The sequence below is a fragment of the Gordonibacter sp. An230 genome (assembly GCF_002159915.1).
In the GTDB taxonomy this organism is placed as follows: Bacteria; Actinomycetota; Coriobacteriia; order Coriobacteriales; family Eggerthellaceae; genus Rubneribacter.
Genome location: NZ_NFJP01000027.1, coordinates 22,243 through 46,075, shown reverse-complemented (window position 1 = coordinate 46,075; position 23,833 = coordinate 22,243). Strand labels below are relative to the sequence as shown.

At 63.6% G+C, this 23,833-nt stretch carries 21 protein-coding genes; 17 read left to right on the top strand and 4 right to left on the bottom strand.

Features of this window, described 5'->3' with window-relative positions; all coding sequences use genetic code 11:
• Positions 1 to 112: 112 nt before the first annotated feature.
• From B5F40_RS12765 to B5F40_RS12705, 13 genes are all read left to right on the top strand, one after another.
• Positions 113 to 574: a deoxycytidylate deaminase gene (locus B5F40_RS12765; RefSeq protein WP_087194666.1), complete on the top strand. Its 462-nt coding sequence runs from the start codon at positions 113 to 115 to the stop codon at positions 572 to 574.
• A 1,101-nt stretch (positions 575 to 1,675) separates the two neighbouring features.
• Entirely contained in the window at positions 1,676 to 1,957 is a 282-nt protein-coding gene (locus tag B5F40_RS12760; protein WP_087194665.1) for a hypothetical protein, read from the top strand.
• Positions 1,958 to 1,975: 18 nt separating this feature from the next.
• Positions 1,976 to 2,758, top strand: coding sequence for a F0F1 ATP synthase subunit A (atpB, locus tag B5F40_RS12755; RefSeq protein ID WP_087194664.1), 783 nt, complete (start codon positions 1,976 to 1,978; stop codon positions 2,756 to 2,758).
• 118 nt (positions 2,759 to 2,876) lie between these two features.
• Positions 2,877 to 3,095 carry an ATP synthase F0 subunit C gene (gene atpE / locus B5F40_RS12750; protein ID WP_087194663.1) on the top strand — a complete coding sequence of 73 codons (219 nt, stop codon included), beginning with the start codon at positions 2,877 to 2,879 and terminating at the stop codon, positions 3,093 to 3,095.
• Between the two features lie 51 nt (positions 3,096 to 3,146).
• Positions 3,147 to 3,764 carry a F0F1 ATP synthase subunit B gene (gene atpF / locus B5F40_RS12745; protein ID WP_087194662.1) on the top strand — a complete coding sequence of 206 codons (618 nt, stop codon included), beginning with the start codon at positions 3,147 to 3,149 and terminating at the stop codon, positions 3,762 to 3,764.
• Complete coding sequence (gene atpH, locus B5F40_RS12740) at positions 3,754 to 4,332, top strand: ATP synthase F1 subunit delta (RefSeq protein ID WP_087194661.1); 579 nt, start codon at positions 3,754 to 3,756, stop codon at positions 4,330 to 4,332. Before atpF ends, atpH begins: the two co-directional genes overlap by 11 nt.
• On the top strand, positions 4,326 to 5,897 hold the full coding sequence (atpA, locus tag B5F40_RS12735) for a F0F1 ATP synthase subunit alpha (protein WP_204217400.1): 1,572 nt from the start codon (positions 4,326 to 4,328) through the stop codon (positions 5,895 to 5,897). Before atpH ends, atpA begins: the two co-directional genes overlap by 7 nt.
• Before the next feature lie 12 nt (positions 5,898 to 5,909).
• Complete coding sequence (gene atpG, locus B5F40_RS12730; RefSeq protein ID WP_087194676.1) at positions 5,910 to 6,800, top strand: ATP synthase F1 subunit gamma; 891 nt, start codon at positions 5,910 to 5,912, stop codon at positions 6,798 to 6,800.
• Positions 6,801 to 8,252, top strand: coding sequence for a F0F1 ATP synthase subunit beta (gene atpD, locus B5F40_RS12725; protein WP_087194659.1), 1,452 nt, complete (start codon positions 6,801 to 6,803; stop codon positions 8,250 to 8,252).
• Positions 8,253 to 8,660, top strand: a complete 408-nt coding sequence (gene atpC / locus B5F40_RS12720) for an ATP synthase F1 subunit epsilon (protein WP_087194658.1) — start codon at positions 8,253 to 8,255, stop codon at positions 8,658 to 8,660.
• A 306-nt stretch (positions 8,661 to 8,966) separates the two neighbouring features.
• A complete protein-coding gene (gene dnaE, locus B5F40_RS12715) occupies positions 8,967 to 12,428 on the top strand; it encodes a DNA polymerase III subunit alpha (RefSeq protein WP_087194675.1) in 3,462 nt (1,153 codons plus the stop codon).
• A gap of 178 nt (positions 12,429 to 12,606) precedes the next feature.
• The gene (truA, locus tag B5F40_RS12710) at positions 12,607 to 13,446 is read left to right on the top strand and encodes a tRNA pseudouridine(38-40) synthase TruA (protein ID WP_338049456.1); all 840 of its coding nucleotides are present in this window, start codon (positions 12,607 to 12,609) and stop codon (positions 13,444 to 13,446) included.
• Between the two features lie 38 nt (positions 13,447 to 13,484).
• Entirely contained in the window at positions 13,485 to 14,297 is an 813-nt protein-coding gene (locus B5F40_RS12705) for a hypothetical protein (RefSeq protein ID WP_087194656.1), read from the top strand.
• A 30-nt stretch (positions 14,298 to 14,327) separates the two neighbouring features.
• Here B5F40_RS12705 and asnB read toward each other — a convergent pair whose 3' ends face one another.
• Complete coding sequence (gene asnB / locus B5F40_RS12700; protein ID WP_087194655.1) at positions 14,328 to 16,448, bottom strand: asparagine synthase (glutamine-hydrolyzing); 2,121 nt, start codon at positions 16,446 to 16,448, stop codon at positions 14,328 to 14,330.
• Between the two features lie 247 nt (positions 16,449 to 16,695).
• Between asnB and B5F40_RS12695 the strand changes: the two genes are divergently transcribed.
• The 4 genes from B5F40_RS12695 to B5F40_RS12680 all read left to right on the top strand — a co-directional run bounded on the left by B5F40_RS12695 (position 16,696) and on the right by B5F40_RS12680 (position 19,958).
• Positions 16,696 to 18,078, top strand: a complete 1,383-nt coding sequence (locus B5F40_RS12695; protein WP_087194654.1) for a sodium-dependent transporter — start codon at positions 16,696 to 16,698, stop codon at positions 18,076 to 18,078.
• Between the two features lie 72 nt (positions 18,079 to 18,150).
• Positions 18,151 to 19,215 (top strand): redox-regulated ATPase YchF, encoded by a 1,065-nt coding sequence (ychF, locus tag B5F40_RS12690; protein ID WP_087194653.1) that lies wholly within the window; start codon positions 18,151 to 18,153, stop codon positions 19,213 to 19,215.
• 58 nt (positions 19,216 to 19,273) lie between these two features.
• Positions 19,274 to 19,540 (top strand): nucleotidyltransferase family protein, encoded by a 267-nt coding sequence (locus B5F40_RS12685; protein ID WP_162610981.1) that lies wholly within the window; start codon positions 19,274 to 19,276, stop codon positions 19,538 to 19,540.
• Positions 19,500 to 19,958 (top strand): HI0074 family nucleotidyltransferase substrate-binding subunit, encoded by a 459-nt coding sequence (locus B5F40_RS12680; protein ID WP_087194651.1) that lies wholly within the window; start codon positions 19,500 to 19,502, stop codon positions 19,956 to 19,958. Before B5F40_RS12685 ends, B5F40_RS12680 begins: the two co-directional genes overlap by 41 nt.
• Positions 19,959 to 20,131: 173 nt before the next feature.
• On the opposite strand, the gene B5F40_RS12675 is transcribed toward B5F40_RS12680, so the two are convergent.
• From B5F40_RS12675 to B5F40_RS12665, 3 genes are all read right to left on the bottom strand, one after another.
• Entirely contained in the window at positions 20,132 to 21,091 is a 960-nt protein-coding gene (locus B5F40_RS12675) for a hypothetical protein (protein ID WP_087194650.1), read from the bottom strand.
• Between the two features lie 64 nt (positions 21,092 to 21,155).
• A complete protein-coding gene (locus tag B5F40_RS12670) occupies positions 21,156 to 22,010 on the bottom strand; it encodes a hypothetical protein (RefSeq protein ID WP_129589862.1) in 855 nt (284 codons plus the stop codon).
• Positions 22,011 to 22,152: 142 nt separating this feature from the next.
• Positions 22,153 to 23,805, bottom strand: coding sequence for a serine/threonine-protein kinase (locus tag B5F40_RS12665; protein WP_162610980.1), 1,653 nt, complete (start codon positions 23,803 to 23,805; stop codon positions 22,153 to 22,155).
• Between the last annotated feature and the right edge of the window lie 28 nt (positions 23,806 to 23,833).

Here is a 23,833-nt window from a genome sequence, read left to right as displayed (position 1 = left end):
GCCCGATCCCGCCCGCCCTCGCGTGTAAAAGCACGCTCGCTCGCGAAACGGGGCGATCTCGGACACCTCGACGCTTCTCGCTGACTTTGCTGGACCAGGAAGGATGAAAACCATGACCGAGCCGCTTGACCACCGTCCCAGCTGGGACGAGTACTTCATGAAGCTGGCGAACGAGGTGGCCACGCGCACCACGTGCATGCGGCGCGGGGTGGGGGCCGTCATCGTGAAAGATCGCCGCATCCTGGCCACGGGCTACAACGGCGTGCCCACCGGCATGCGCCACTGCGCCGAGACGGGCTGTTTGCGCCAACAGCTCGGCGTGCCGAGCGGCCAGCGCCACGAGATCTGCCGCGGTCTGCACGCCGAGCAGAACGCCATCATCCAGGCGGCGCGCTACGGCATCAACATCACGGGCGCGTCTATCTATGTGAACACGCAGCCCTGCGTCGTGTGCGCGAAGATGCTCATCAACGCCGGCATCGAGGAGATCGTCTACCAAAATCCGTACCCCGACGAGCTGGCTATGTCCATGCTCGAAGAGGCCGGCATGAAGCTGCGCGTGTTCGAAGGGTGACGCGGAAGGGGAGCGCTGGAGGTTCTGCTTCGGTGTCAGTCCGCTTTCCCGTTTCGCTTCCGTTCCTTCATGGCATTTGAAGCTTTCGTCGAATCCTTCTTTCGCGACACGGTAAAGAATCGGCTGATTTCCGACGATATTGCACCGTGCCGTTAGCTCCGAGGCGTTCTTGCGCGCGTTGCGGTAAATAAATGGGAGTTTTTTCGAAATAATGTACCGAAACGAAGGGGAAAGAGGCTTTCCCAGGCGCTTTGAGTTGTCTTCGCGCGGCTTGTGGTACAATATCGGAAAATTTCAGCCGATTCATTACCGAAGCGGCTCCTCTTAGGGTCGCGGTGCGGAAACGTCCGGTTGGCGACCGCGGGGGTGGCTTTGCTTGCTTGCAAATGACGGATCGGTAATCGCCGTATTCGGAAGGACGCGGCGGCTGAGGCGACGCCGCTTTTCGCGCTCGCCTCTCGGCGCGAGAATCGCCCGCTTGCGACATCGCAAGGCCCTTCATGTCGCCCGCATCGTTCGTCTGCCGGCAAAATCCCAGGAGGGGAATATGGACGCGCATGGCAACGCAGTGGGAGCCTCCTTTTCTGGGCCTTGCGAAGCGCTCGCTCGTCTGTTCGTAGCCCGCGCCGCCCGCGTCTGCCGCTTGTCGTCCGCGCCCAAGCCATTGCTTGCGTGCGACGATTTGCGCGGCGCATCGAGCCCCGCGCTGATTCGTCGCCCTCTATGCCAATCCGAAATCGACACGGGCTCGTGTTCGCCCAGTATCGAGTCGAGCTTCCCTGGCCGGGCGCTTCGGAAGTCCCCTTCTCGCCCGAAGGACGGGGCCTTCCGAAGCGTTGGCAGGATCTCGCTCGGCGGGCTGACCCGGCCTCTGCCAATCCTGGCTTAACATGGAGTCGTCGCCCGCGCATCGAAAATATGCGGTTATTGGGATCATGTCGCCCGCTTTATGCAGTTTTCTGCCCGGTTTTAAGACCGCTCGCCCGATTTTTGTAGGAATTTGTTACCTTATCGTGAGCGGGGCGGTAAGTTCGGCTATCATACGTTACGGCTTGATAGGATTCGCACGCGCATGCCGTGCGGCCGGCGGGAAAGCAGGACATGGCAGCAGCTATCGTGGTGGGCGCGCTCTTTGGCATCGCGGGGTTTTTGCCCCTGGTCGCAGGGCTGCGTATGACGAGACGAGTAACCGATACCAGCAACCTGGGGCACGCAGGGGCCCTGCTTCTTGGCGTGCTGGTCTCGGTTATCGTGATTTTCGCCGCCGCCATCGCCTGCGTGGCCCTCGCGCGCGATCTGGTTTTGCCGTTCGTTCTCGCCGAGGTTGCGGCCCTGTGCATTGCGGCCGTGGCCTTCGGTTTCAGTAAACTGGTGCGGAAGTAGGATGGAAAGGTAAGACACGTGAACCCTCTTGAGTCCCTTGCGGAGCAGGTGCCCCATCTCCAGCATTCGTTCGATTCGGCTTTCGTGTTCGGCTCGGGGTCGTTCGGCATGACCCAGTACGTGCTGTGGATGATCATCTGCTTCCTCATCACGCTCGCGGTGGTGCTCGCCGCCTCCAAGCGTCTCACGCTCATCCCCACGAACAAATTCGCGAGCATGGTCGAGTACGGCTACGAGTTCGTGAAGAAGGACATGGGGGAGAGCGCCATCGGCCACGGCTACAAGAGGCACCTGCCGTTTCTGGCCACGCTGTTCTTCTTCATCCTCATCAGCAACTTCGTGGGGCTCATTCCGGGCTGCAAGACGCCCACCGGCTCCATCTCCATCACCTGGGCGCTGGCGGCCATCTCGTTCGTGTACTTCATCTACTGGGGCATCAGGGCCAAGGGGCTCGGCGGCTACCTCAAGTCGTTCGCTCCGTCGGGCCTGCCCGTGGTCATGGTCCCGCTCGTGTGGTTCCTCGAGCTGTTCTCGACGGTGCTGCGCGTGCTGACGCTCGCCGTGCGACTGTACGGCAACATGTTCGCGGGCCACATGGTGCTCGGTATCTTCGCGCTGCTCACGAGCATGTTCATCGGCAGCGCCATACAGGGGGCGCCGGTGGACGGGGCCATCTCTATCGCTTGGGTGCTGTTCCTGTTCGCCATGTACGCGCTCGAGGTGCTCGTCGCGTTTCTGCAGGCGTACGTGTTCACCATCCTGAGCGCCGTGTACATCGGCCTCGCCACGTCCGACCACTAGGTCGCATCCGCGCGGCGCACCCGCCGCACCCGTTTCGGTTCCTTCGGCATGCAACGCCGTGGACATAGTCGTACTGGAGTCTTTGGGAGAGGCCCAAAGACGGTAAAGGAGGAGACACATGGACGGAACTCTCGTCATCGACGCTCTGAAGCTCGTGGGCTACGGCCTGTCGACGATCGGCCCTGGCCTGGGCATCGGCATCGCCTGCTACGGCTGCTGCGTCGCAACCGCCCGCCAGCCCGAACTGCAGGGCCGCCTGTTCACGAACTTCATCATCGGCGCCGCTCTCGCCGAGGCCCTCGGCCTCATCGGCTTCGTGCTTACCTTCATCGTGTAGAACGAGCCTCATTCGGACATTCGCCGTTTAAGGCTAAAAGGAGGTACGTACGTGAAAGCTAGAGCGAAAGAGGCACGGCACCGCATCGGCCTCGCCGTCATCGGCGGCGTGGGCGCGACGGCGGCCTTCCCTGCGCTCGCGTTCGCCAGCGAGGGCGAATCGGGCGGCATCAGCGCGATCCTGCCTGATCCGCTGGAATTCGTCCCCATGCTCGTCATCTTCATCGTCCTGTGGGCCGTCCTCGCCAAGGTCGGCTGGCCGAAGTTCGAGGCCATGCTGGAGAAGCGCGAAGAGACGATCAAGGATTCCCTCGAGAAGTCCGAGCAGGCCCGCATCGAGAGCGAGCGCGTGCTCGAGGAGTACAAGCGCCAGCTCGAGGACGCGAAGGCCCAGGCCGCCCAGATCGTCGCCGACGCCAAGAAGACCGGCGAGGCCGTGAAGGCCGACATCACCGACAAGGCGCAGGCCGAGGCCGCCACGATGATCGAGAAGGCCCATGCCGCCATCGAGGCGGAGAAGAAGGCCGCCATCTCCGATCTGCAGGGCTCGGTTGCCGACCTGTCCGTCGCCGTCGCTTCCCGCCTGATCGGCGAGGATCTGAGCGACGAGGCGCACCGCAAGGTCATCGAGCGCTACGTGAACGAGGCGGGCAGTTTCAATGCCAACTAGCCGCCATGTTCTCAGGGAAAAGGTCGCGGCGTATGCGTCGGCCCTTCTGGACGGCGCATACGAGGCAGGTGGCCAAGACGCCGTGCTCGAGGTCCGCGACCAGGCCGAGCGCGTCATGCGCGCCGCGCGTTCGAACATGGACCTCTCCAGCGCCTTGGAGGACAGCTCCTATACGCCCGAGCAGAGAAACGGCCTTGCGCGCAGCGTGTTCGCGCAATGCCATCCGGTCCTCGTGGACGTTCTGGCCGTCATGGCCGAGCGCGGGGACTTCGCGTTGCTGTCGCGCGTATGGGCCAGCTACGGAGAGCAGCTCGAACGCAAGCTGAACGTCACCGTCGTCGACGTCACGACCGTCGTCGAGCTGGACGATCATCTGCGCGAGGTCATTGTAAGGAAAGCCGAAGCCGACTTGGGCACCAAGGTCGTGTTGCGCGAGCACATCGACAAGTCCCTGCTCGGCGGCATATTGATGAGTGCGAACGGCAAGCGCATCGACGCAAGCGTCCTGTCGCAGCTGGAAAACGCTCGCAACGTGCTCAAACTATCAACAGATGGAGGTGAATGCTAGTGACTGAAATCACCGCGAAGTCTATTGACGAGGCACTGCGCCAGCAGCTCGACGCGCTCAACACGAGCGTCGAATCCCGCGAGGTCGGCACGGTCATCCAGATCGGCGACGGCATCGCGCGCGTCGACGGGCTGAAAGACGCCATGGCGGGCGAGCTGCTCGAGTTCGTCGGTTCCGACGGCCAGACCGTCTACGGCATGGCCCAGAACCTCGAAGAGGACGAAGTCGGTGCCGTGCTTTTGGGTGACGTCACCGCAATCAAGGAGAACGACCAGGTCAAGACGACCGGTCGTCTGGTTCAGGTGCCTTCGGGTAAGGGCTTGCTCGGCCGCGTGGTGAACCCGCTCGGAGTGCCGATCGACGGCAAGGGCCCCATCCAGGCCGAGGGCATGCGCCCGGTGGAGTTCAAGGCCCCCGGCGTCATCTACCGCCAGCCCGTCGAGGAGCCGATGCAGACCGGCATCCTGGCCGTGGACTCGATGATCCCGATCGGCCGCGGTCAGCGCGAGCTCATCATCGGCGACCGCCAGACCGGCAAGACCGCCATCGCGGTCGACGCCATCATCAACCAAAAGGGCAAGGGCATGATCTGCATCTACGTCGCCGTGGGCCAGAAGGCTTCCACGGTGGCCGGCGTGGTGGAGACGCTTGAGAAGCACGGCGCGATGGAGTACACGATCATCGTGAACGCCTCCGCGTCCGACTCTGCCCCCTTGCAGTACATCGCCCCGATGGCGGGTGCCGCCATGGGCGAGTACTTCATCTACACGGGCGAGAACGGCGAGGTGGCCGGTCCGGAGAACCCGGGCCGTCATGTGCTGTGCATCTACGACGACCTGACCAAGCAGGCCGTGGCCTACCGCCAGATGTCGCTCACGCTGCGCCGCCCGCCGGGACGTGAAGCGTATCCGGGCGACATCTTCTATCTGCACTCCCGTCTGCTGGAGCGCGCAGTGAAGATGTCCGACGAGATGGGCGCGGGTTCGCTCACGGCGCTCCCGATCATCGAGACGCAGGCCGGCGACGTGTCCGCCTACATCCCGACGAACGTCATCTCCATCACCGACGGCCAGATCTACCTGCAGACCGACCTGTTCTTCCAGGGCCAGCGCCCCGCTGTCGACGTCGGCATCTCCGTGTCGCGCGTCGGCGGGTCCGCGCAGGTGAAGGCCATGAAGCAGGTTGCCGGCACACTGCGCCTCGATCTGGCCGCCTACCGCGAGCTCAAGGCGTTCACGCAGTTCGGCAGCGACCTGGACAAGGCCACGCAAGACCAGCTGAACCGCGGCGCCCATATGACCGAGCTTCTGAAGCAGGGCCGCTACAACCCGATGCCCGTCATGGACCAGGCGGTCGCCATCTACGCGGGCGGCCACGGCTACCTCGACGACATCCCGGTCGGCGACGTCGTGCGCTTCCGCGGCGAGCTCATCGACTACCTCCACGCCTCCAAGGCCGAGGTGTTCGAGGCGCTTGAGAAGGAACGCAAGTTCACCGACGCCATCGAGACGGATCTGAACGCGGCGATCGAGGCGTTCAAGCTGCAGTTCGCTCCCTCGGCGTAAAGGCGGTGGATGATGCCCAACCTTCACGACATAGAACGGCGTATCAACTCCGTCTCCTCGACGAAGCAGATCACGCGCACCATGGAGATGGTGGCCGCGGCGAAGATCCGCCGCGCGAACGAGCGTGTGCAGGACGCCACGCCCTACTCCGAGTCCATGGTCGAGATGCTGGCCGACGTCGCCAAGCGTGTAGGTGGCTCCGAGAACGCGCTTTTGCGCGCGCATGACGAGGTCAAGAACGTGCTCGTGGTGGTCGTCGTGTCGGACCGCGGTCTGGCCGGCGGCTTCAACAGCAACGTGCTGCGGCACGTCGACCGCCTTATGAGGGACAGGCAAGCGGCGGGCGCGGCCGTGAAGGTCGTCGCCTGCGGCAAGAAGGCCGTCGGGTACTACACCTACCGCAAGGTGGAGCCGGTGCTCAAGTTCGCGGACCTGTCCGCCGACCCCACGGTGGAGGAGGCCTCGGCCATCGCCGCCTTGGCCATCGACGGGTACGTGAACGGCGAGATCGACGAGGTCGTCGTCGTGTACAACCATGCGAAGAACGCCGCCGAGCAGCAGCTTCGCGAGGAGCGCGTGCTGCCGGTGGACGCTTCGGCGCTCGAAGCCGGCGCCGCGACGGGGGAGGGCTCGAAGCTCGAGAGCGACGTGATCTTCGAGCCGAGCGCCGACGCCGTCTTGGATCGTCTGCTGCCGGCCTACGTGCGCACGACGCTCTACCATGCGCTCATCGACTCGGCTGCGGCCGAGCAGGGCGCGCGCCGCAACGCCATGATGTCGGCGACGGACAACGCCACCGAAATGGTCGAAACGCTGACCAGACTGTATAACCGCGTACGCCAGGGCGCTATCACGACGGAGATCTCCGAGATCGTCGGTGGCGCAGCGGCTTTGGAGGAATAAATGGCTGAACACATGTTTTCGAAGGAGGAGCTCGAAGCCACCAAAGGCGCGGCGGGGCGCATCGTGCGCATCGTCGGCCCGGTCGTGGACGTCGAGTTCCCTCCCGATCAGCTGCCGGCGATCTACAACGCGCTGACGGTTGATGCGAAGACCTCCGCGGGCGACCTTCACGTCGTCCTCGAGGTCGAGACCCACCTGCCGGGCAACCTCGTCCGCTCGGTGGCCATGAGCTCGACGGACGGCCTCGTCCGCGGGCTCGAGGTCGTCGACACGGGCCATCCCATCATGATGCCGGTCGGCCCTGAGACGCTCGGCCGCATCTGGAACGTGATGGGCGAGCCGGTCGACGAGAAGCCCATGCCCGAAGTGTCGGGCTACATGCCCATCCACCGTCCGGCTCCCGACTACGACGAGCTGACCACGACGACCGAGATCTTCGAGACCGGCATCAAGGCCATCGACCTCGTCGAGCCCTTCGTCAAGGGCGGCAAGACGGGACTCTTCGGCGGTGCCGGCGTGGGCAAGACCGTCATCATCCAGGAGCTCATCAACAACCTGGCCCAGGAGCACGGCGGCACGTCGGTGTTCACGGGCGTGGGCGAGCGCACCCGCGAGGGCACCGACCTGTACCTCGAGATGAGCGACTCGGGCGTCATCAACAAGACCTGCCTCGTGTACGGTCAGATGAACGAGCCTCCGGGAGCGCGTCTGCGCGTGGGCCTCGCGGGCCTCACCGAGGCCGAGTACTTCCGCGATCAGGGCCAAGACGTGCTTCTGTTCGTGGACAACATCTTCCGCTTCACGCAGGCCGGCTCCGAGGTGTCCGCGCTTCTGGGCCGCATGCCCTCCGCCGTGGGCTACCAACCCACGCTGGCCACCGAGATGGGCGATCTGCAGGAGCGCATCACGTCGACCTCCACCGGCTCCATCACGTCGGTGCAGGCCGTGTACGTGCCCGCCGACGACCTGACCGACCCGGCGCCGGCCACGACGTTCACGCACCTCGACGCGAAGACGGTTCTGTCCCGCTCCATCGCGGAGCTGGGCATCTACCCGGCCGTCGACCCGCTGGAGTCCACCTCCCGCGCGCTCGACCCGCAGATCGTGGGCGAGGAGCATTACCGCGTGGCGACGGGCATCCAGGAGCTTCTGCAGAACTACAAGGACCTGCAGGACATCATCGCCATCCTCGGCATGGACGAGCTGTCCGAAGAGCAGAAACTCGTCGTGAACCGCGCCCGCAAGGCGCAGCAGTTCTTCGGCCAGTGCTTCCATGTGGCCGAGCAGTTCACGGGCCTGCCGGGCAAGTACGTGAAGCTCGAGGACACCATCCGCTCCTTCGCCGCCATCCTGGACGGCGAGTGCGACGAGATCCCCGAGCAGTGCTTCCGCTTGAAGGGCTCCATCGACGACGTCTACGCAGCGTACGAAGAGATGAAGAAGGAAGCGTAAATGGCTGGGTTCATGTGCGACATCGTGACGCCGAGGGCCAGGCTCGTCTCCGAGGAGGCGACGCTGGTCGTCGTGCCCGGCGTCGAGGGCGAGATGGGCTTTCTCGCGGGCCATGCGCCTCTCGTGTCGGTGCTGGCCGACGGCGAGGTGCGCATGAGCGCTGCCGACGGCGAGGTGAGGCGCTACGCCTTGCAGGGCGGCTACGTGGAGGTGGGCGACGGCAAGGTGATCATCCTCGCCGACCGCGCGCTCCCCTCGGCCGACATCGATGTCGCTCAGGTGCGCGAGCGCCTGGCAGCCATCGAGGCCGAGCTTGCGACGCTCTCCGAGCAGGAGGCCGCCAAGACGACGCTTCCCGCCGACAAGGCGTGGTGCGACGTCCAGCTCAAGGTCGCCCAGGCCGCGTAAGGCGCGAGCGCTCCACGATCCGCAGCGTGCGATCGTTTGGCAACGCGAGCGTTCGATGCGCTGCGGTTGTGAAAAGAAGCGAAGGAAGGCTCCCGCGAGGGGGCCTTCCTTGCGTTCGCGCCCGTTGTCGCCCGAAAGACACGATTTTGGTCGCGAAACCGTGTCTTTCGGGCGACAACGGGCGCGAGGCGCTCCGTCCGCAACCTTCTTTTGAAAACCATCGTTTGTTCGATGCGGGGAACAAGGGATGCTGGTATCATGGCAACGACACAAGAGCGCATCTGCGACCGATTCGAGGCACAAGATATGGCATTCGTTCACCTGCACAACCACACCGAGTACTCCCTGCTCGACGGCCACACGCACATCTACGACATGGTCAGACGCGCCGCCGATCTCGACATGCCGGCGGTCGCGGTCACCGACCACGGCGTGATGTCCGGGGTGCCGCAGTTGTGCGAGATGTGCGACAAGGTGGAGGCCGAGACGGGCAAGCGCGTCAAGCCCATCTACGGCTGCGAGGTGTACTTCACCACCGACGAGGAGCTGCGCAAGGACGTCAAACCCAAACTCTACCACCTGCTTCTGCTGGCCAAGACGAACGAGGGGTACCACAACCTCGTGAAGCTCGTCAGCGAGTCGCACGTCGATAACTTCTACTACAAGCCGCGCACCACGTTCTCCATGCTGCAGAAGTACGGAAAGGGCATCATCGGCTCGTCGGCGTGCATCGCGGGCATCATTCCGAAACTGCTCGACAACCGCCAGTTCGACGAGGCGGTGGCGTGGGCCAACAAGTTCGCCAGCTGCTTCGAACCGGGCGACTTCTACATCGAATTGCAGAACCAGGGCATCCGCACGGATGCGGGATTCACGCAGACCGAGCTCAACCACATGCTCACCGACGTGGCGAAGGCCGCCGGCCTCAAGACCATCGCCACGAACGATTTCCACTATCTCACGAAAGAGGACGCGAAGGCCCAGGACTACCTGCTGTGCATCAGCTCGGGCGCGGCCGTGAACGACACGAACCGGCTGCGTTTCGAGAACGATCAGTTCTACATGAAGACCGAGGAGGAGATGCGTACTGCCCTCAAGGACTTCCCCGAGGCGTGCGACACCACGGTGGAGGTGGCCGAGAAGTGCGACGTCGTGCTCGAGCGCGATTCCATTCTGCCGCGGTTCCCCCTGCCCGAGGGCGAGACGGAGGAGAGCTGGTTTCGCAAGCGTGTGCAGGAGGGCCTCGTCAAGTGCTATGGCGACCCGGTGCCTCCGGAGGCCCAGGAGCGCGCCGACTACGAGATGGGCATCATCATCCAGCAGGGCTTCCCGGCGTACTTCCTCATCGTGCAGGAGTACATCGAGTGGGCGCGCAGCCAGGGCATCGGCGTCGGTCCGGGCCGCGGCTCGGCCGCAGGCGCCATCGTGGCCTACGCCATGGGCATCACCGCCCTCGACCCGCTTTCGAACGGGCTGCTGTTCGAGCGCTTCCTGTCTCCCGAGCGCGTGGAGATGCCCGATATCGACGTCGACTTCGAGCAGGGTCGCCGCGAAGAGGTGATCAACCACATCAAGGACGTGTACGGAGAGGACCACGTGTCCCAGGTCATCACGTTCGGCACCCTCCAGGCGAAAAACGCCGTGCGCGACGCCGCGCGCGTGATGGACTATCCCTACGGCGTGGGCGACCGCATCTGCAAGATGATCGGCGACGAGCTGGGCATCACCATCGACAAGGCGCTCGAGACGAACCCCGACCTCAAGAAGGCCTACGAGACCGAAGAGGACGTGAGGGTCATCATCGACGCCGCGCGCTCCATCGAGGGTCATATACGCGGTGAGGGCGTGCACGCGTGCGCCACCATCATCTGCCGCGATCCCATGAGCGATCACGTGCCCATGAAGCGCGACACCAAAGGCGGCGGCATCATCACCCAGTACGACGGCCACTACACGCCCGATCTGGGGCTTCTGAAGATGGACTTCCTCGGCCTGCGCACGCTCGACGTGCTGACGATGGCGTGCCGCAACGTCGAGCGGCGCTTCGGCACGAAGATCGTGCCCGAGGAGATCCCCATCGACGACGAGAAGGCGTTCGCGCTCATGCGTTCCGGCAACATGGACGGCCTGTTCCAGGTGGAGGGCGCGCTGTACGTGGGCCTGTTCTCCCGTCTGCCACCGCATCGTTTCTCGGACATCGTCGCCTCCATCGCGCTCAACCGTCCGGGCCCGCTCGAGTCCGGCATGGTGGACGACTACGTGAAGGTGGCCAGCGGCAAGACCGCCATCCACTACTACGACGAGCGTCTTCGCCCCATCTTGGAGGAGACGTACGGCACCATGGTCTACCAAGAGCAGATCATGCAGATATCCATGGCCATGAGCGGCTTCTCGGCCGGCAAGGCCGACAAGCTGCGCAAGGCCATGGGCAAGAAGAAGCTCGATGTCATGCGCGCGCTGCAGGAGGATTGGAACACCGGCGCCGTGGAGAACGGCTATTCGCTCGAGATCGCCAAGCAGATCTGGGACGATGCGGAGAAGTTCGCGAAGTACGCGTTCAACAAATCGCACTCGGCCGCCTACGCGATCCTCGTCATGCGCACGGCGTATCTGAAGGCTCACTACCCGAACGACTTCATGGCTGCCGTGCTGTCGTCCTACATGGGCAACACCGACCGCCTCATCCGCTACATTTCCAGCTGCAACCACAACGGCACGCCGGTGCTGCCGCCGGACATCAACTCCTCGAACGCGGAGTTCACGCCCACCGACGACGGCATCCGCTTCGGCTTGGTGGGCGTGCGCGGCGTGGGTGCGAACGTGGCCGAGGCCATCATCGCCGAGCGCGAGGCCAACGGCCCGTACACGAGCCTGCACGACTTCGTGAACCGCCTCGACGCGAAGTGCTACAACCGCAAGACGCTCGAAGCTCTCATCAAAGGCGGGGCGTTCGATTCGACGGGCTACACGCGCAAGCAGCTCATGTACTTCGTGGACGAGACGCCGCTTCTTGAGAGCGCTTCCAAGCGCCAGAAGGACCGCGATAGGGGCCAGGTGTCGATGTTCGACCTGTTCGCCGACGATCCCGACTCGGGCTTCGAGGAGGAGGTGCCGAAGCCGGACGGCGTCGAGTGGCCGAAGCGCCAGCTTCTGTCCTACGAGAAGGAGATCATGAAGATCTACGTCTCGGATCACCCCCTGCGTCCGTACGAGAACGCCATCGCGCGCATGACGAAGTACCAGCTGGGCGACTTGGCCGAGCGCACGAAGGAGATCAAGTCCGCGGTGTTCGTGGGCATGATCTCGAACGTGGTGACGAAGCTCACGAAACGCGGCACGAAGATGGCCACGTTCACGCTGGAGGACACGACGGGGCACATCGAGGCCATCTGCTTCAAGTACGACGAGAACGCCGAGGCCATCCAGGAAGACGCCATCGTGAAGGTCAAGGGCAAGTTCGAGCACAACGACCGCGGCAACCAGATCATGGCGTTCGAGGTGGAGGCCATCGAATTGAGCGATGCCGACGCGCGCCCCTCGCACCTTGAGCTGCGCGTGCCCATGGCCGACTTCGACCAGGCGAAGTCGCTGCGGCTCAACCGCATCCTGCGCTCGTATCCGGGGCGGGACGGGGTGGTGCTGTTCGTTCAGCAGAACGACGGCCACAAGTTCCGCGCCGAGCTGCCTGTGTCGGTGGACTCCCGCAGCCCCATCATGCGCTCCGAGCTTCAGGAGCTTTTCGGAACCCAGGTGTGGCGAGCCTCGTAAGGGTCTGCCGTTCCGAGACGGACGGGGGAGCGGTTTGGCGCTGCGAAGCGCCGCAACGCTTCCCGCTGGCGTTGCGAACGACCTGTGCGCGCATATAACAGTTTGGCAAGCGGCGGGCGGCTCGGTCTTGCGGATCGAGCCGCTTCGTTTATCATTACGGGCTATGAATACGCATACCATGACACCCATTCCCTCGGCCAACGCAGCGCGCGAGCGCGATGACGCGCATGCGGCCGTTGCCGACAAACCCGTCCGCGAGCACACGCTTGCGCTCACGCTCTCCTACAACGGCGCGCCGTTCGCCGGGTTCGCCCGGCAACCTGGGCAGCTGACCGTGCAAGGCGATCTTGAAGACGCTTTGCGACTGCTGTTCAAGCGCGATGTGGAGACGACGTGCGCCGGGCGCACCGATGCCGGCGTGCATGCGCTCGGCCAAGTGGTGAGCTTCGATGTGAACGACCTCGATCTGGGAGGGCGCTCGCTTCCCTCGCTGCGCCGCTCGCTCAACGCGCTCACGCACGACGCCGTCACCGTGCGGGAGGTGGAGCCGAAGAAGCCCGGCTTCTCGGCCCGCTTCGACGCCCAGGCGCGCGAGTACCACTATCATCTGTGCGTGGACTCGACGAGCCCTATCTTCATGAAGGACTTCTCGTGGTTCGTGCCCGGTGGGCTGGACATCACGGCCATGGAGGCCGGGGCGCGCCATCTGCTCGGCGAGCACGACTTCAAGAGCTTCTGCATGGCGGCCTCTGCTGAAGGCAAGCCGACGCACCGCAACATCCGCGAGATATCATTCCATCCCGAGACGGTGATGGGCGAGAACATCATGGCCATCAAGGTGGTGGGCAACGCGTTTCTGCACTCGATGGTGCGCACCGTCGTGGGCACGCTCGTGATGGTGGGCCGGGGACAACGCGACGCCGCCTGGGTGAAAGAGGTGCTCGAGGCGCGCGATCGTCGCGCGGCGGGCGAGAACGCCCCTGCTCAGGGATTGGTCTTCTGGAGGGTCATCTACTGACATGCTACAATAGGGCCTTCCAAGAAAAGGCGGCTTGCATGTTCGGTGGTTCAACGGAAAAGCGCGTGGCGCGCGAGGTGGAGAGGATCGTGTCCTTGAAAGAGGATCTGGACGCCCGCTCGTGGAGCCGCGTGCTCGAGATCGGCAGGCTTTTGGAGCGGGCAGACGACGAAGCGCTCGCAGAGCGCGGAAGCGAGCTTGCGTCCATCGCCCAGTCGAACCTGTCGTTGCGCTCTCGCTTAGGGGTCGGCTTTCAAACGTCGTCAGCGCAGATGATGGCATCGGGGATGGAAGTGTTCGAAGGCGGCCTTGCCGCTGCAGCGCTTGACGGCGCACGCGGCGAGGAGGCTGTCGCAGATGACGACGCCTCGGAGGTTGCGACGGATGCGCGGGACGAGGGGTCTGCGGATGCAGGAGCCGTGACGGTCGAAGGTGCCGCGGGGGAGGAGCCAAGTGCCATGGTTGAAGCCGAGGCGAATGAAGAGTCGGACGCAGCGCGCATCGCCTCGGCGGCGGTGCCGGAGGGCGAAGGGCCTGAGTCTTGGGGGCAGGGCGAGGGCGTGCCTCCTTGCTCCGTTTCGGGTTCCTCGTTCGTGCGGGAGGCCGTTCGAGAGGCCGTCGAAGGCGCCGCAGACGGCGGGGAGGGGGGCGTGGAGGATCCGGAGGGTTCTGCGGAAGAGCCGGAAGGCTTCTCTCCCGCGGGCGAAGGCGCCCTGCCCGCGCCCGCGCCGACGCGAGCCGAGCGCTTCGCCCGCTTCCGGCACCTGTACGAGAGCCGCGACGGCGGCCTGTGCGTGTTCGAGGACGAGCACGGCCATCTCGTGGCCGTCGACGCGTCGAAGCTCGCCTGAACGAAGAAGGCCCCGCGAAGGGGCCTTCTTTCACGCTGCGGGCTTTTCGGGCACGGCGCGGTCCACGAAGTAGATGCGGTACCACATGAGGAACATGTAGACGATCCAGATCTTGCGCGAGCGGTCGGCGCCGGCCTTGTGCTCGTCGAGCAGTCGCACCAGCTCGTCGGTGTTGAAGAACGCCTCTGCCTCCGGGCCGGTGAACCACTCCTTCAGCAGGGCGTAATAGCGATCCTGCCGCAACCAGTTCACCACGGGCACGGGAAATCCCAGCTTCTCCTTCTGCGCCCAGTCGTGCGGGATGGCGCGCTCGGACGCCTCGCGCAGGGCGATCTTCGTCTGCTCGGCGTTCACTTTGAGCGCAAGCGGCACGGTGCGCGCGACGTCGAACACCTGCGTGTCCAGGAAGGGCACGCGGCTTTCCAGCGAGTGGGCCATCGACATCTTGTCGGTTTTGAGCAGGATGTCGCCCACCAGCCAGAAGTGCAGGTCGACGTACTGCATGCGCGTCGTCTCGTCGAGGTGTGCCACCTCGGCGTACATGGGGGCGGTGAGGCTTTGCGGCGTGGGGACGGCCGCGCCTGCGGCGGCACCCGCAGCGGAACCCGCGTTTGCGTCCGTGCCCGCCGCGCGCTTGCCGGCGCGCAGCCGCTCGCGCTCCTCGGGGCTGAACGCCACGCCGTTCGCGTTCGTGTAGTACCAGTCCTCGGGCGTCTCGCTCGCGCGCTCGAGGTAGTTCGCGCCGCGCACGCCGAGCGCGCGGGCCGCCTTCGACGCGCCGCGCAGCAGGCCCTTCGGCACCCAGGCCAGCTTCTCGTTGGCGAACGGCGTCTGGTAGATGCGGTAGCCGCCGAAGAACTCGTCGGCCCCTTCGCCGGACAGCACCGCCTTCACGCGCTTCGCGGCGATCTGGTCCACGAAGTACAGCGCCACGGCGCTCGGGTCGGCCGAGGGTTCGTCCATGTGCCACTGCACGCGCGGCAGGCTCTCCCAGTACTCGTCCTCGCCGATGTGCTTGGAGTCGTTCTCGATGCCCAGTTCGTCGGCCAGCTCACGCGCCCAGCTGATCTCGTCGCGCTCGTCCTCGTACTCGGCGAAGCCCACGGTGAACGTCTTGATGTCCGGGTTCTCCTTCGCCAGGCACGCCGCCATGTAGCTGGAGTCGATGCCGCTCGAAAGGAACGACCCCACCTCCACGTCGGCCACGTTGTGGTAGCGAACGCTCTCGCGCAGCGCTTTGTCGATGGCATCCACGGTGTCCTTCCGGCTGCGCCGCTCGTCGAAATCGTAGGCGGGGCGCCAGTAGCGGCGCATCTCGACGGTGCCGTCGGCGCGTACGGTGAGGCAGTGCGCCGGGGGCAGCTTGAAGATGCCCTTGAAGAACGTCTCGTCGAGCGCGCTGAACTGGAAGCACAGGTACTGCTCCAGCGCGTCCTCGTTGAGCTTGCGCTCGTAGGCGGGGTGCTCCAGGATGCACTTGATCTCGGAAGCGAAGATGAATCGGGGGGCGGTTGCCGCGCTGGTCCCCGCGCTGCCGTCAGCCGCGCCCGCGCATGCCGTTGCGCTGCCCGCCTCGGCGCTCTCGCCCGCCGTTGCATCCGCGCTGCCGCCTTTCCCCTTCTGCACCGTGTAGTAGAACGGTTTGATGCCGAAGAAATCCCGCGCGCAGAACAGCTCGCGTGTCTCGCGGTTCCAGATGGCGAACGCGAACATGCCGCGCAGCCGCAAAAGGACGTCTTCGCCCCAGGCGAGGTAGCCCGTGAGCAGCACTTCGGTGTCTGAGTGCGTCTTGAACGCCCAGCCTTGCGCCTCCAGCTCGGCGCGCAGGTCGCGGTAGTTGTAGATCTCGCCGTTGAACACGATGGCGTACTGTCCGGTGGCCGCCGCGTCCTCCGCTCCCGCGAGCGGGGTGCCGTCGAGCGCGAGCGCCGGCGAGGTGGTGCGGGCGTCGCGGCCGCCGTCGGCGCGCACCATCGGCTGGTTGCCGCCTTCGAGGTCGATGAGCGACAGCCTCCGGTGCCCCAGTGCCACGCCTCCGTCGAGGTACTGCCCCTCGCCGTCGGGGCCGCGATGCGCCATGATGTCGCACATGGCCTTCAGGATGGGCAGGTCGCCTTGCGAGGCGCCGGTGAATCCGCAGATGCCGCACATGGGTGGGTTCTCCTTGTCCGTCTTTTCCTTCGCGCATCATGATAGCGTGACGATGTCTGCTCTGTCGGGTCGCGTTGTCGCCCGTGTGAAAAAAACATCGCCGCAATCGGGTCGTTTGCCGTTACAATTACTGTTTCGGGCCATGATGCGGAGGCGGGCTGCGAACAAGCGCCCCTTCCGCTTTTGCCGCGGCGGAGCCGCGGCGCCTTTCCTTGCAGGTTTCGTTTCGACATGGAGGTTTTTCGCGATGGCTTCAACCGGCGCGCCCCTGCGCTCGCTCTGGTCGAGCAAGTGGGCGTTCATTTTGGCGGCGGCGGCGTCCGCCGTGGGCTTGGGCAACCTGTGGCGCTTCCCCTATTTGGCGGCGAAATACGGCGGCGGGGCGTTCCTCATCACCTATATGGTGCTCGTGGTGACGTTCGGATTCTCGCTCATGATGCTGGAGGTGGCCATCGGCCGCAAGACGGGGCAGAGCGCCATCGGAGCGTTCAGGACGCTGAGCAAGAAATACGCGTTCATCGGCTTCTTCACGTCCGTTATCCCGTTCGTCATCGTGCCGTATTACTGCGTGATCGGCGGCTGGGTGACGAAGTACGCGGCGGCCTATCTGCTTGATGGTCCGGCCGCGCTGGCCGATGGGGGCGCGTATTTCGCCAGCTTCACGTCGAACAACCCCGAAAGCTATCTGTGGATGCTGCTGTTTTTGGCGGCGACGTTCATTGTCGTGGGCCTTGGCGTGAAAGGCGGCATCGAGAAGGCGAACAAGGTTCTCATGCCCATCCTCATCCTCATGACGATCGGCTTGGCGGCGTACGTGCTCACGATGCCGGGCGCGCTCGACGGCTTGGCGTACTACCTGACGCCCGACATGAGCAAGTTCGGCCCCGAGCTGGTGATCGCGGCGATGGGGCAGATGTTCTACAGCTTGAGCTTGGCGATGGGCATCATGATCACCTACGGCTCGTACCTCGGCAAGAAGGACAATTTGGAGCAGTCGGTGCGCCGCATCGAGCTGTTCGATGCCGGTTTCGCCTTCTTGGCCGGTTTGGTGATCGTGCCCACGGCGTTCGCGGCTATGGGGTCGAGCGAGGCCGTGGCGGCGAAATCGGGCCCGTCGCTCATGTTCGTCATTCTGCCCGACATCTTCAACCGCATGGGGGACGTGGCGGTGCTCGTCGGGTTCCTGTTCTTCCTGCTGGTGATCTTCGCGGCGCTCACTTCGGCGATATCGCTCACCGAGACGTGCGTGTCCATCGTGGCGGATTCGCTGCGGTGGAGCCGCCGCAAGGCGTTCGCCGCCGTGGTGGCGTTCATCGCCTGTGCGGCCGTGGTGGTGAATCTCGGTTACAACCAGCTGTCGTTCATCCAGCCGTTCGGCGAGGGAACGGCCATCCTCGATTTCCTTGACTTCATCTCGAACTCCGTGATGATGCCCATCGCAGCTTTGATGGCGTGCGTGTTCGTGGGGTGGATCGTGAAGCCGAAGGTGGTCGTCGACGAGGTGAAGTCGTCCGGGCCGTTCAAGTCCGAGAAGCTGTTCGTCGTTATGATCAAGTACATCGCACCCGTGCTGGTGACGGTCATTTTGATCGCGTACGTGGCCCAGCAGTTCGGCTTCTTCGTGATGTAGCCGGACGCACCCCTTCGCCCGCACGGGCGAAGGGGTGCTATCATGAAGCGGTGTCTTTCGAAAGGAACTCTCATGTCGCTATCCATCGGTATCGTCGGCCTGCCCAACGTGGGCAAGTCCACGCTGTTCACGGCCCTCACCAACAAGGGCGGCCTTGCGGCCAACTACCCGTTCGCCACCATCGAACCGAACGTGGGCGTGGTGCCCGTGCCCGACGCGCGGCTCGACGCGCTGGCCGCCATCGACCATCCGGCGCGCATCGTGCCGGCCACCGTGGAGTTCGTGGACATCGCAGGGCTCGTGGCGGGCGCGAGCCAGGGCGAGGGGCTGGGCAACCAGTTTTTGGCGAACATCCGCGAGACGGACGCCATCTGCGAGGTGGTGCGCTTCTTCGGCGACCCCGACGTGGTGCACGTGGCGGGGCGCGTTGACCCGCAGTCCGACGTGGAGACGATCAAGACCGAGCTGGTGCTGGCCGACATGGCCACGGTGGAGAAGGCCATCCCGCGCCTTGAGAAGGAAGCCAAGCGCGACAAGGCGGGCGCGGCCAAGCTGGCCGCGGCGAAGAAGGCGCTGGAAGGGCTGAACGAGGGCCATCGCGCGCGCACGCTCGATTTGACGGACGAGGAGCGCGAAGCCCTTTACGACCTGCATCTGCTCACGATGAAGCCGATGCTCTACATCGCGAACGTGGACGAGGACCAGCTGGACGCCGACCTGCCCGAGATCGACGGCTGCCAGCCGGTGCCCATCTCGGCGAAGGTGGAGGCCGACCTGGCCGAGCTCGACCCCGCCGAGGCGAAGGAGTACCTGGAGGCCATGGGGCTTGCGGAGAGCGGCCTTGCGCGCCTCGTGCGCGAGGCGTACAAGCTTTTGGGGTTGCAGAGCTACTTCACGAGCGGCGAGACGGAGACGCGCGCGTGGACCATCCCCATCGGCGCGAAAGCGCCGCAAGCCGCCGGCGTCATCCACACCGACTTCGAGCGCGGCTTCATCAAGGCCGAGACGGCCGCCTACACCGACTACGTGGAGCTGGGCGGCGAGGCCGGGTGCCGTGCGGCCGGCAAGCTGCGCCAAGAGGGCAAGGACTACGTCGTGCAGGACGGCGACGTGATGCACTTCAAGTTCAATGTGTGAGGGAGCTGTGGAAGGAAGACGGGACATAGATTCCCTCCTTGAGGCGGCTGTGTCGTGCATGAGGAAGCGCAACATCGCGGCGGCTGTTCTGTTCGGCTCCTTCGCGAAAGGCGCGGCGCATTCTACAAGCGACATCGATATCGCCGTATGGCCTGGCAGGGGTTGGACGGTTCGCGATTGGGATGCCCTGCAGGACGACCTCGAGGCGCTCCCGACGCTCAAGAAGTGGGATATCGTTCGCATGAACGGGCTGGTGAGCCCAATGCTGAAGGAGGCGATCGACCGTGACGGAATCGTCTTATACGGATCGTCTGGCCAATCTTAACGGCTTGATCTGGGAGCTTGGCCAAGCGTACGACAAGCCTGTGTTCGAAGACACCTATGTGCTCTCCGGCTTGCTCAGCAAGTTCAAGCTCGCCTTCGACCTTTCATGGAAGCTCATGAAAGACGTGCTGATCCAGCGCTACGGCATCGTCGACTGGGCGAAGGGGAGTCCCCGCGAGGCCATCGAGCAGGCGGCTTACAACGGCATCATCGAGGATGACGCGCGCTGGAACGAGATGCGCCTTGTGCGTAACGAGCTTTCCCACAACTACAACGCCGAGTTCGCACTCGACTGTGCCCGCAGAGTGCTCGACGATTGGATTCCCTTCCTGCAAGCGTTCGGGAAGGACATCAACGCGAAGGTGGACGCATGGCGAGCGCAGGAGGAATCTTCCGGCCAGGGCGGGGAAGAGGGTTAGCCTATGGCATGTGCCGCTTGGCCGCGGCTCCTGCTTTCGGCAGCGACGTAACGAAGAGGCCGTGCTTTCGGCGAATTTGTCTAGGGTGCGATTCGCATGAGGGGATGGGGCTTTGGATGAAAAGCAGGGGCGGGCCGAAGCCATCGCAGGGTGGATTCGTGCTCAATGGGGTTTTACTCGCCTCGCTTCCTCAAAGACGAAAAGGCTTCACCTGTTGTTTTTGGCGCTTCGGCCAGAACCGCTGTCGCTTCGCCAGGCTTTGCGTTTGAAGTGTTCGGATCGATGCCGGAGAGGGGGAGTGCGCGAAGATGCCTGCGCAGACGCTCGGCGCTTGGTTTGAACGATGCGTACGTCAATCCACCCGATATGGCTCCGCCTATCACGGGAACGATCTTGCTGACTGTTTTGGAAAGCGCGTTCTTGGTGAGGTTGACGCCTATCGCCCGCAAGATTTTTTTCGCCAAAGGGTACCATGACGTTTTCGTGAGGGCTTGTCTTTCTATCGCCTTTGCGACGCTGGCTTTTGCGACATCTGTTGCGAACTTTGTGACCCGGGATGCTGCGCCTCCGACACCAAGCATCACACCCATGAGGATGACGAGTTCCAGAATGGTTTGGTCGTCTATCTCGTTGTCGCTGTCAAGGAAGGTTTGCCAGCCGTACAGATAGGCAAGTTTCTGCTCGACGCGCATGACGTGCGCGAAATACTGTGCGAGGTCTGCGGGAACCGTCCCTGCAAGTGCTATGCCGCCGGGAATGCCCGCTGCGAAGGAAATCGCAGCGCACTTCCTCGTTTCGAAATCGATGACAGCGCGCGCAGCTGCATCGACTTCTTGAGGGGCGGCACCGGCAGAGATCGGGCTTGTGGCGATGGCGAGGTCGGGATCGGTGGAGGGACTGTGCTTTTTCAATTCCGCGCGAAGAAATGCGGCGCGATCGATTTTCACGCCTGTGAGCGAAACTGCGCGCCGGATGACCGCGTATGCGAACTCTTCCGCTTCGTCGTTGTGTCTGCTTTGCCCGATGGGGGATCCGGGGATTGCGGCCGAAGCGTTCGCGGACGCAGCCCCTCTGTCCGTTTCGCTCTGCGGTTTGGGGGCGAGCGCGCTGTCTGGAACTCTTTGATCGTCCATATCCCAATCCTCCATCCTCTCTAAACGGGGCCTTTGCCTGATGGGCATCAACGCCGGTCGCTTGCTAACGTGGTTTTGCGACGTTGAGCGTGATGGACTGGACGCTTTGCGTGGCAACGAGGCTGTCGTATTCCTTTCCTTCGGAATCCGTTCCAAAAGTCATGGATATCTCCGTATTTGGCTCAATGCTCTGCCCGGTAACGACGTATTGGCTCATCATCTCTATGTCGGAGGGGTCGATGTAGGATCCGTCGTCGGAGACAAGTTCAAGTTTCACGTTTCCTTTGCCATAGTAGTCGCGGTAATCTCCGGCCATGGAGATGTATCCGGCAGAGGCGACGTTCATTCCGACGTAATCTTTCACATAACGGACGTACTTGTCGGGGGAAGGAAGTATCGGCGTCAGGTTGACATCAATAGCCTTGCTTTGCCCCGGTTTCTCCACGGCAAGCACTATGTCGTTGTAATTGGCGACATCTACGAGGTTGCTGTATTCCCCTCCGTCCGGATCTTTTGCATATGTGAGTTTGATTTCCGTGTTGGGAGCGAGGTTCTGGCCGGTTACGACATATTCAGCCAACTGCTCGTTGTTGCCGGGGTCAAGGTAGGTCCCGTCGCTCGAAACGAATACGATTCTGACGTTCGCATCTCCGTATGCATCTCGCCGATCACCCGCCATCGATTCATATCCTACCGAAGCGGCATTCATTCCCTTGTAGTTTTTAACGTACCAAGTGTATTTGTCCGGAGAAGGTTTGATTTCCATTGCGTCTTGCCTTGCGGCAGACGGGCCTTCTGAAAGCTGCTCTTTTTGCGCTGATGATGACTGGTCGATTGCCGTGTTGCTGCATGATGCAAGTGCCATTGCCATGATGGCAGACAGCGCAAATGATGCGACTACGGAAACCCTTTTCTTCATAATCCGGCCTCTCTTTTGCTTTGGAATATGCCTTGCGGTTTTGGGGAGCGCTTTTACGATAGGCAAATACCAGCTCGATTTCCTCAGTTGCCAACTGAATTTTGAGGGGGGCGGGGAAGAATCGAAGGCGGCTTTGCGGCTCTCACCACACCTGCACATACACGTCGATGCTGCTGTAGGCAGGCACTTTGCCGCCGGCGACTTCGAAGGAGACGCTTCTTTCTGCTGTCGGGCGGTTGGCAAAACCGATTGCGCCATAGACGATGTACCCTGATTCGTCGCGCAAAATTACCGTTACGGCTATCTGCCCCATGCCGGCGCTTTCGTACTCGCCGCTTTCCAGGGAGGCCTCGCCAGTGAAGTTCACGCCGCCGAAGCCGTCGGGCACTGCGGAAACGTTGCTCGTTTGAAAGGTTGGCTCGGTGCCTGTTGGTTGGGATAAAGCCCAGTCATGAGGTTCTATGGGGGCGAACTCCACGAAGTCCGGTGCCGTGCCGTTGCCGGCAATGCCTCCGAAATAGAGTGTTTGACCCGGTTGAGCAACGGAAACGATCTGATCTTGGGAAAAGAGGATGCTCCCGTTTTCGTCTCGGCCGGTTATCGTTACGCCGGGGTAGGTGATGGCGAATTCGGACGTGTTGTTGTAGATTCCCACACCGTAGCATATATAACCTGAAGATTCGACACACCACCCCGATTCGGCAACTTCAAGCAGTCCGGAAGTCGATGTGGCGCCTCCTGTGACATCGGCGGGATTTTGGTCGAAGGGGTTGCTCGATGAGCTTTCCGAGCGGATTTCCGAAGTGTTTTCGACCTCGGTGCCTATGTGTCGAAGGCTGAGTCTGTCCAAGAGGGGTTTCACGCCGAGCGCGATCATCGCGATACCCGCTGCGACGATTGCGATAGCTGCAACCCCGATAACAACCCCTCGTGCGATTTTATGGCGTCGGGTCTGCGATGCGGAAGAGCGCGACCGCGCGTTCGGCGCGTCGGCGGGAGCTCCCTGCGGAGTCGTCACGCTCGAAGCGCTCGGGACGCTCGTCGTAGCTGCTGCGTCCAAAGCATGTTCGGCGGCGTCGGCGAGCTCGGCGGGGGTCTGGCAGCGCATGCTCGGCTCGAAAGCGCTTCCCCGTCGTACGACGTCGGCGAGGGCGGGCGGCACCGTTGCGGCATCCGAGAGCAGCCGATTGTAGGCGTCGTTGTCGGGCTTGGCTCCGGTGAGCAGATAGCCCAGCACGCAGGCGAGGGCGTGGACGTCGGTGCGTCCATCGACGTTCGCGAAGCCGTACTGCTCTGGCGCGGCGAAGCCCCAGGTGCCGAAGGATCCGATATCGTCGGTGGGATTCTGGCCGATCGAACGCGCTATCCCCAGATCGATGAGGTGCGCCCCGTCGGCTGCGAGGATGACGTTGGCGGGCGAGATGTCGCAGTGCACTATCCCGTGCGCGTGCAGGTCGGCGGTCGCCTCGCAGAGGTCGCGCACCACCTGCACCGCCTCCTGCGGCGAGAAGCGCCCGCGAGCGGCCATCGCGTGCTCGAGCGTGTCGCCGGGAACATAATCGTAGACGACTGCGAACCGGTCGGGCATCTCGTAGGTGGCCGCCACCCGCGGCAGACGCGGGCAGGCGCATTCCGCGAGCGCGGCCCACGCGCCGCGGTTCGCAAACGAAGAGGGGATTTTCTTGCGCACGAACGGGCCCGACCCGTCGATGGTCACGCGTTCCGTTGTTCCTGTGCGCCCTTCGGCGAGCACGCGCTCCACCCGATAAGCATCATCGATGCCCATCGCGTGCATGACCCGCTCCTCGTTCAACCTGGCTATC

Bases quoted from the DNA above. Each gene is read 5' to 3' on its own strand.
- B5F40_RS12670 (WP_129589862.1), bottom strand. From the start codon at position 22,010: ATGAAGAAAAGGGTTTCCGTAGTCGCATCATTTGCGCTGTCTGCCATC.
- B5F40_RS12675 (WP_087194650.1), bottom strand. From the start codon at position 21,091: ATGGACGATCAAAGAGTTCCAGACAGCGCGCTCGCCCCCAAACCGCAG.
- atpE (WP_087194663.1), top strand. From the start codon at position 2,877: ATGGACGGAACTCTCGTCATCGACGCTCTGAAGCTCGTGGGCTACGGC.
- B5F40_RS12685 (WP_162610981.1), top strand. From the start codon at position 19,274: ATGAGGAAGCGCAACATCGCGGCGGCTGTTCTGTTCGGCTCCTTCGCG.
- B5F40_RS12765 (WP_087194666.1), top strand. From the start codon at position 113: ATGACCGAGCCGCTTGACCACCGTCCCAGCTGGGACGAGTACTTCATG.
- atpG (WP_087194676.1), top strand. From the start codon at position 5,910: ATGCCCAACCTTCACGACATAGAACGGCGTATCAACTCCGTCTCCTCG.
- B5F40_RS12695 (WP_087194654.1), top strand. From the start codon at position 16,696: ATGGCTTCAACCGGCGCGCCCCTGCGCTCGCTCTGGTCGAGCAAGTGG.
- atpC (WP_087194658.1), top strand. From the start codon at position 8,253: ATGGCTGGGTTCATGTGCGACATCGTGACGCCGAGGGCCAGGCTCGTC.
- atpH (WP_087194661.1), top strand. From the start codon at position 3,754: ATGCCAACTAGCCGCCATGTTCTCAGGGAAAAGGTCGCGGCGTATGCG.
- atpA (WP_204217400.1), top strand. From the start codon at position 4,326: ATGCTAGTGACTGAAATCACCGCGAAGTCTATTGACGAGGCACTGCGC.
- ychF (WP_087194653.1), top strand. From the start codon at position 18,151: ATGTCGCTATCCATCGGTATCGTCGGCCTGCCCAACGTGGGCAAGTCC.
- truA (WP_338049456.1), top strand. From the start codon at position 12,607: ATGACACCCATTCCCTCGGCCAACGCAGCGCGCGAGCGCGATGACGCG.
- B5F40_RS12760 (WP_087194665.1), top strand. From the start codon at position 1,676: ATGGCAGCAGCTATCGTGGTGGGCGCGCTCTTTGGCATCGCGGGGTTT.
- dnaE (WP_087194675.1), top strand. From the start codon at position 8,967: ATGGCATTCGTTCACCTGCACAACCACACCGAGTACTCCCTGCTCGAC.
- B5F40_RS12665 (WP_162610980.1), bottom strand. From the start codon at position 23,805: ATGCACGCGATGGGCATCGATGATGCTTATCGGGTGGAGCGCGTGCTC.
- atpD (WP_087194659.1), top strand. From the start codon at position 6,801: ATGGCTGAACACATGTTTTCGAAGGAGGAGCTCGAAGCCACCAAAGGC.
- B5F40_RS12705 (WP_087194656.1), top strand. From the start codon at position 13,485: ATGTTCGGTGGTTCAACGGAAAAGCGCGTGGCGCGCGAGGTGGAGAGG.
- asnB (WP_087194655.1), bottom strand. From the start codon at position 16,448: ATGTGCGGCATCTGCGGATTCACCGGCGCCTCGCAAGGCGACCTGCCC.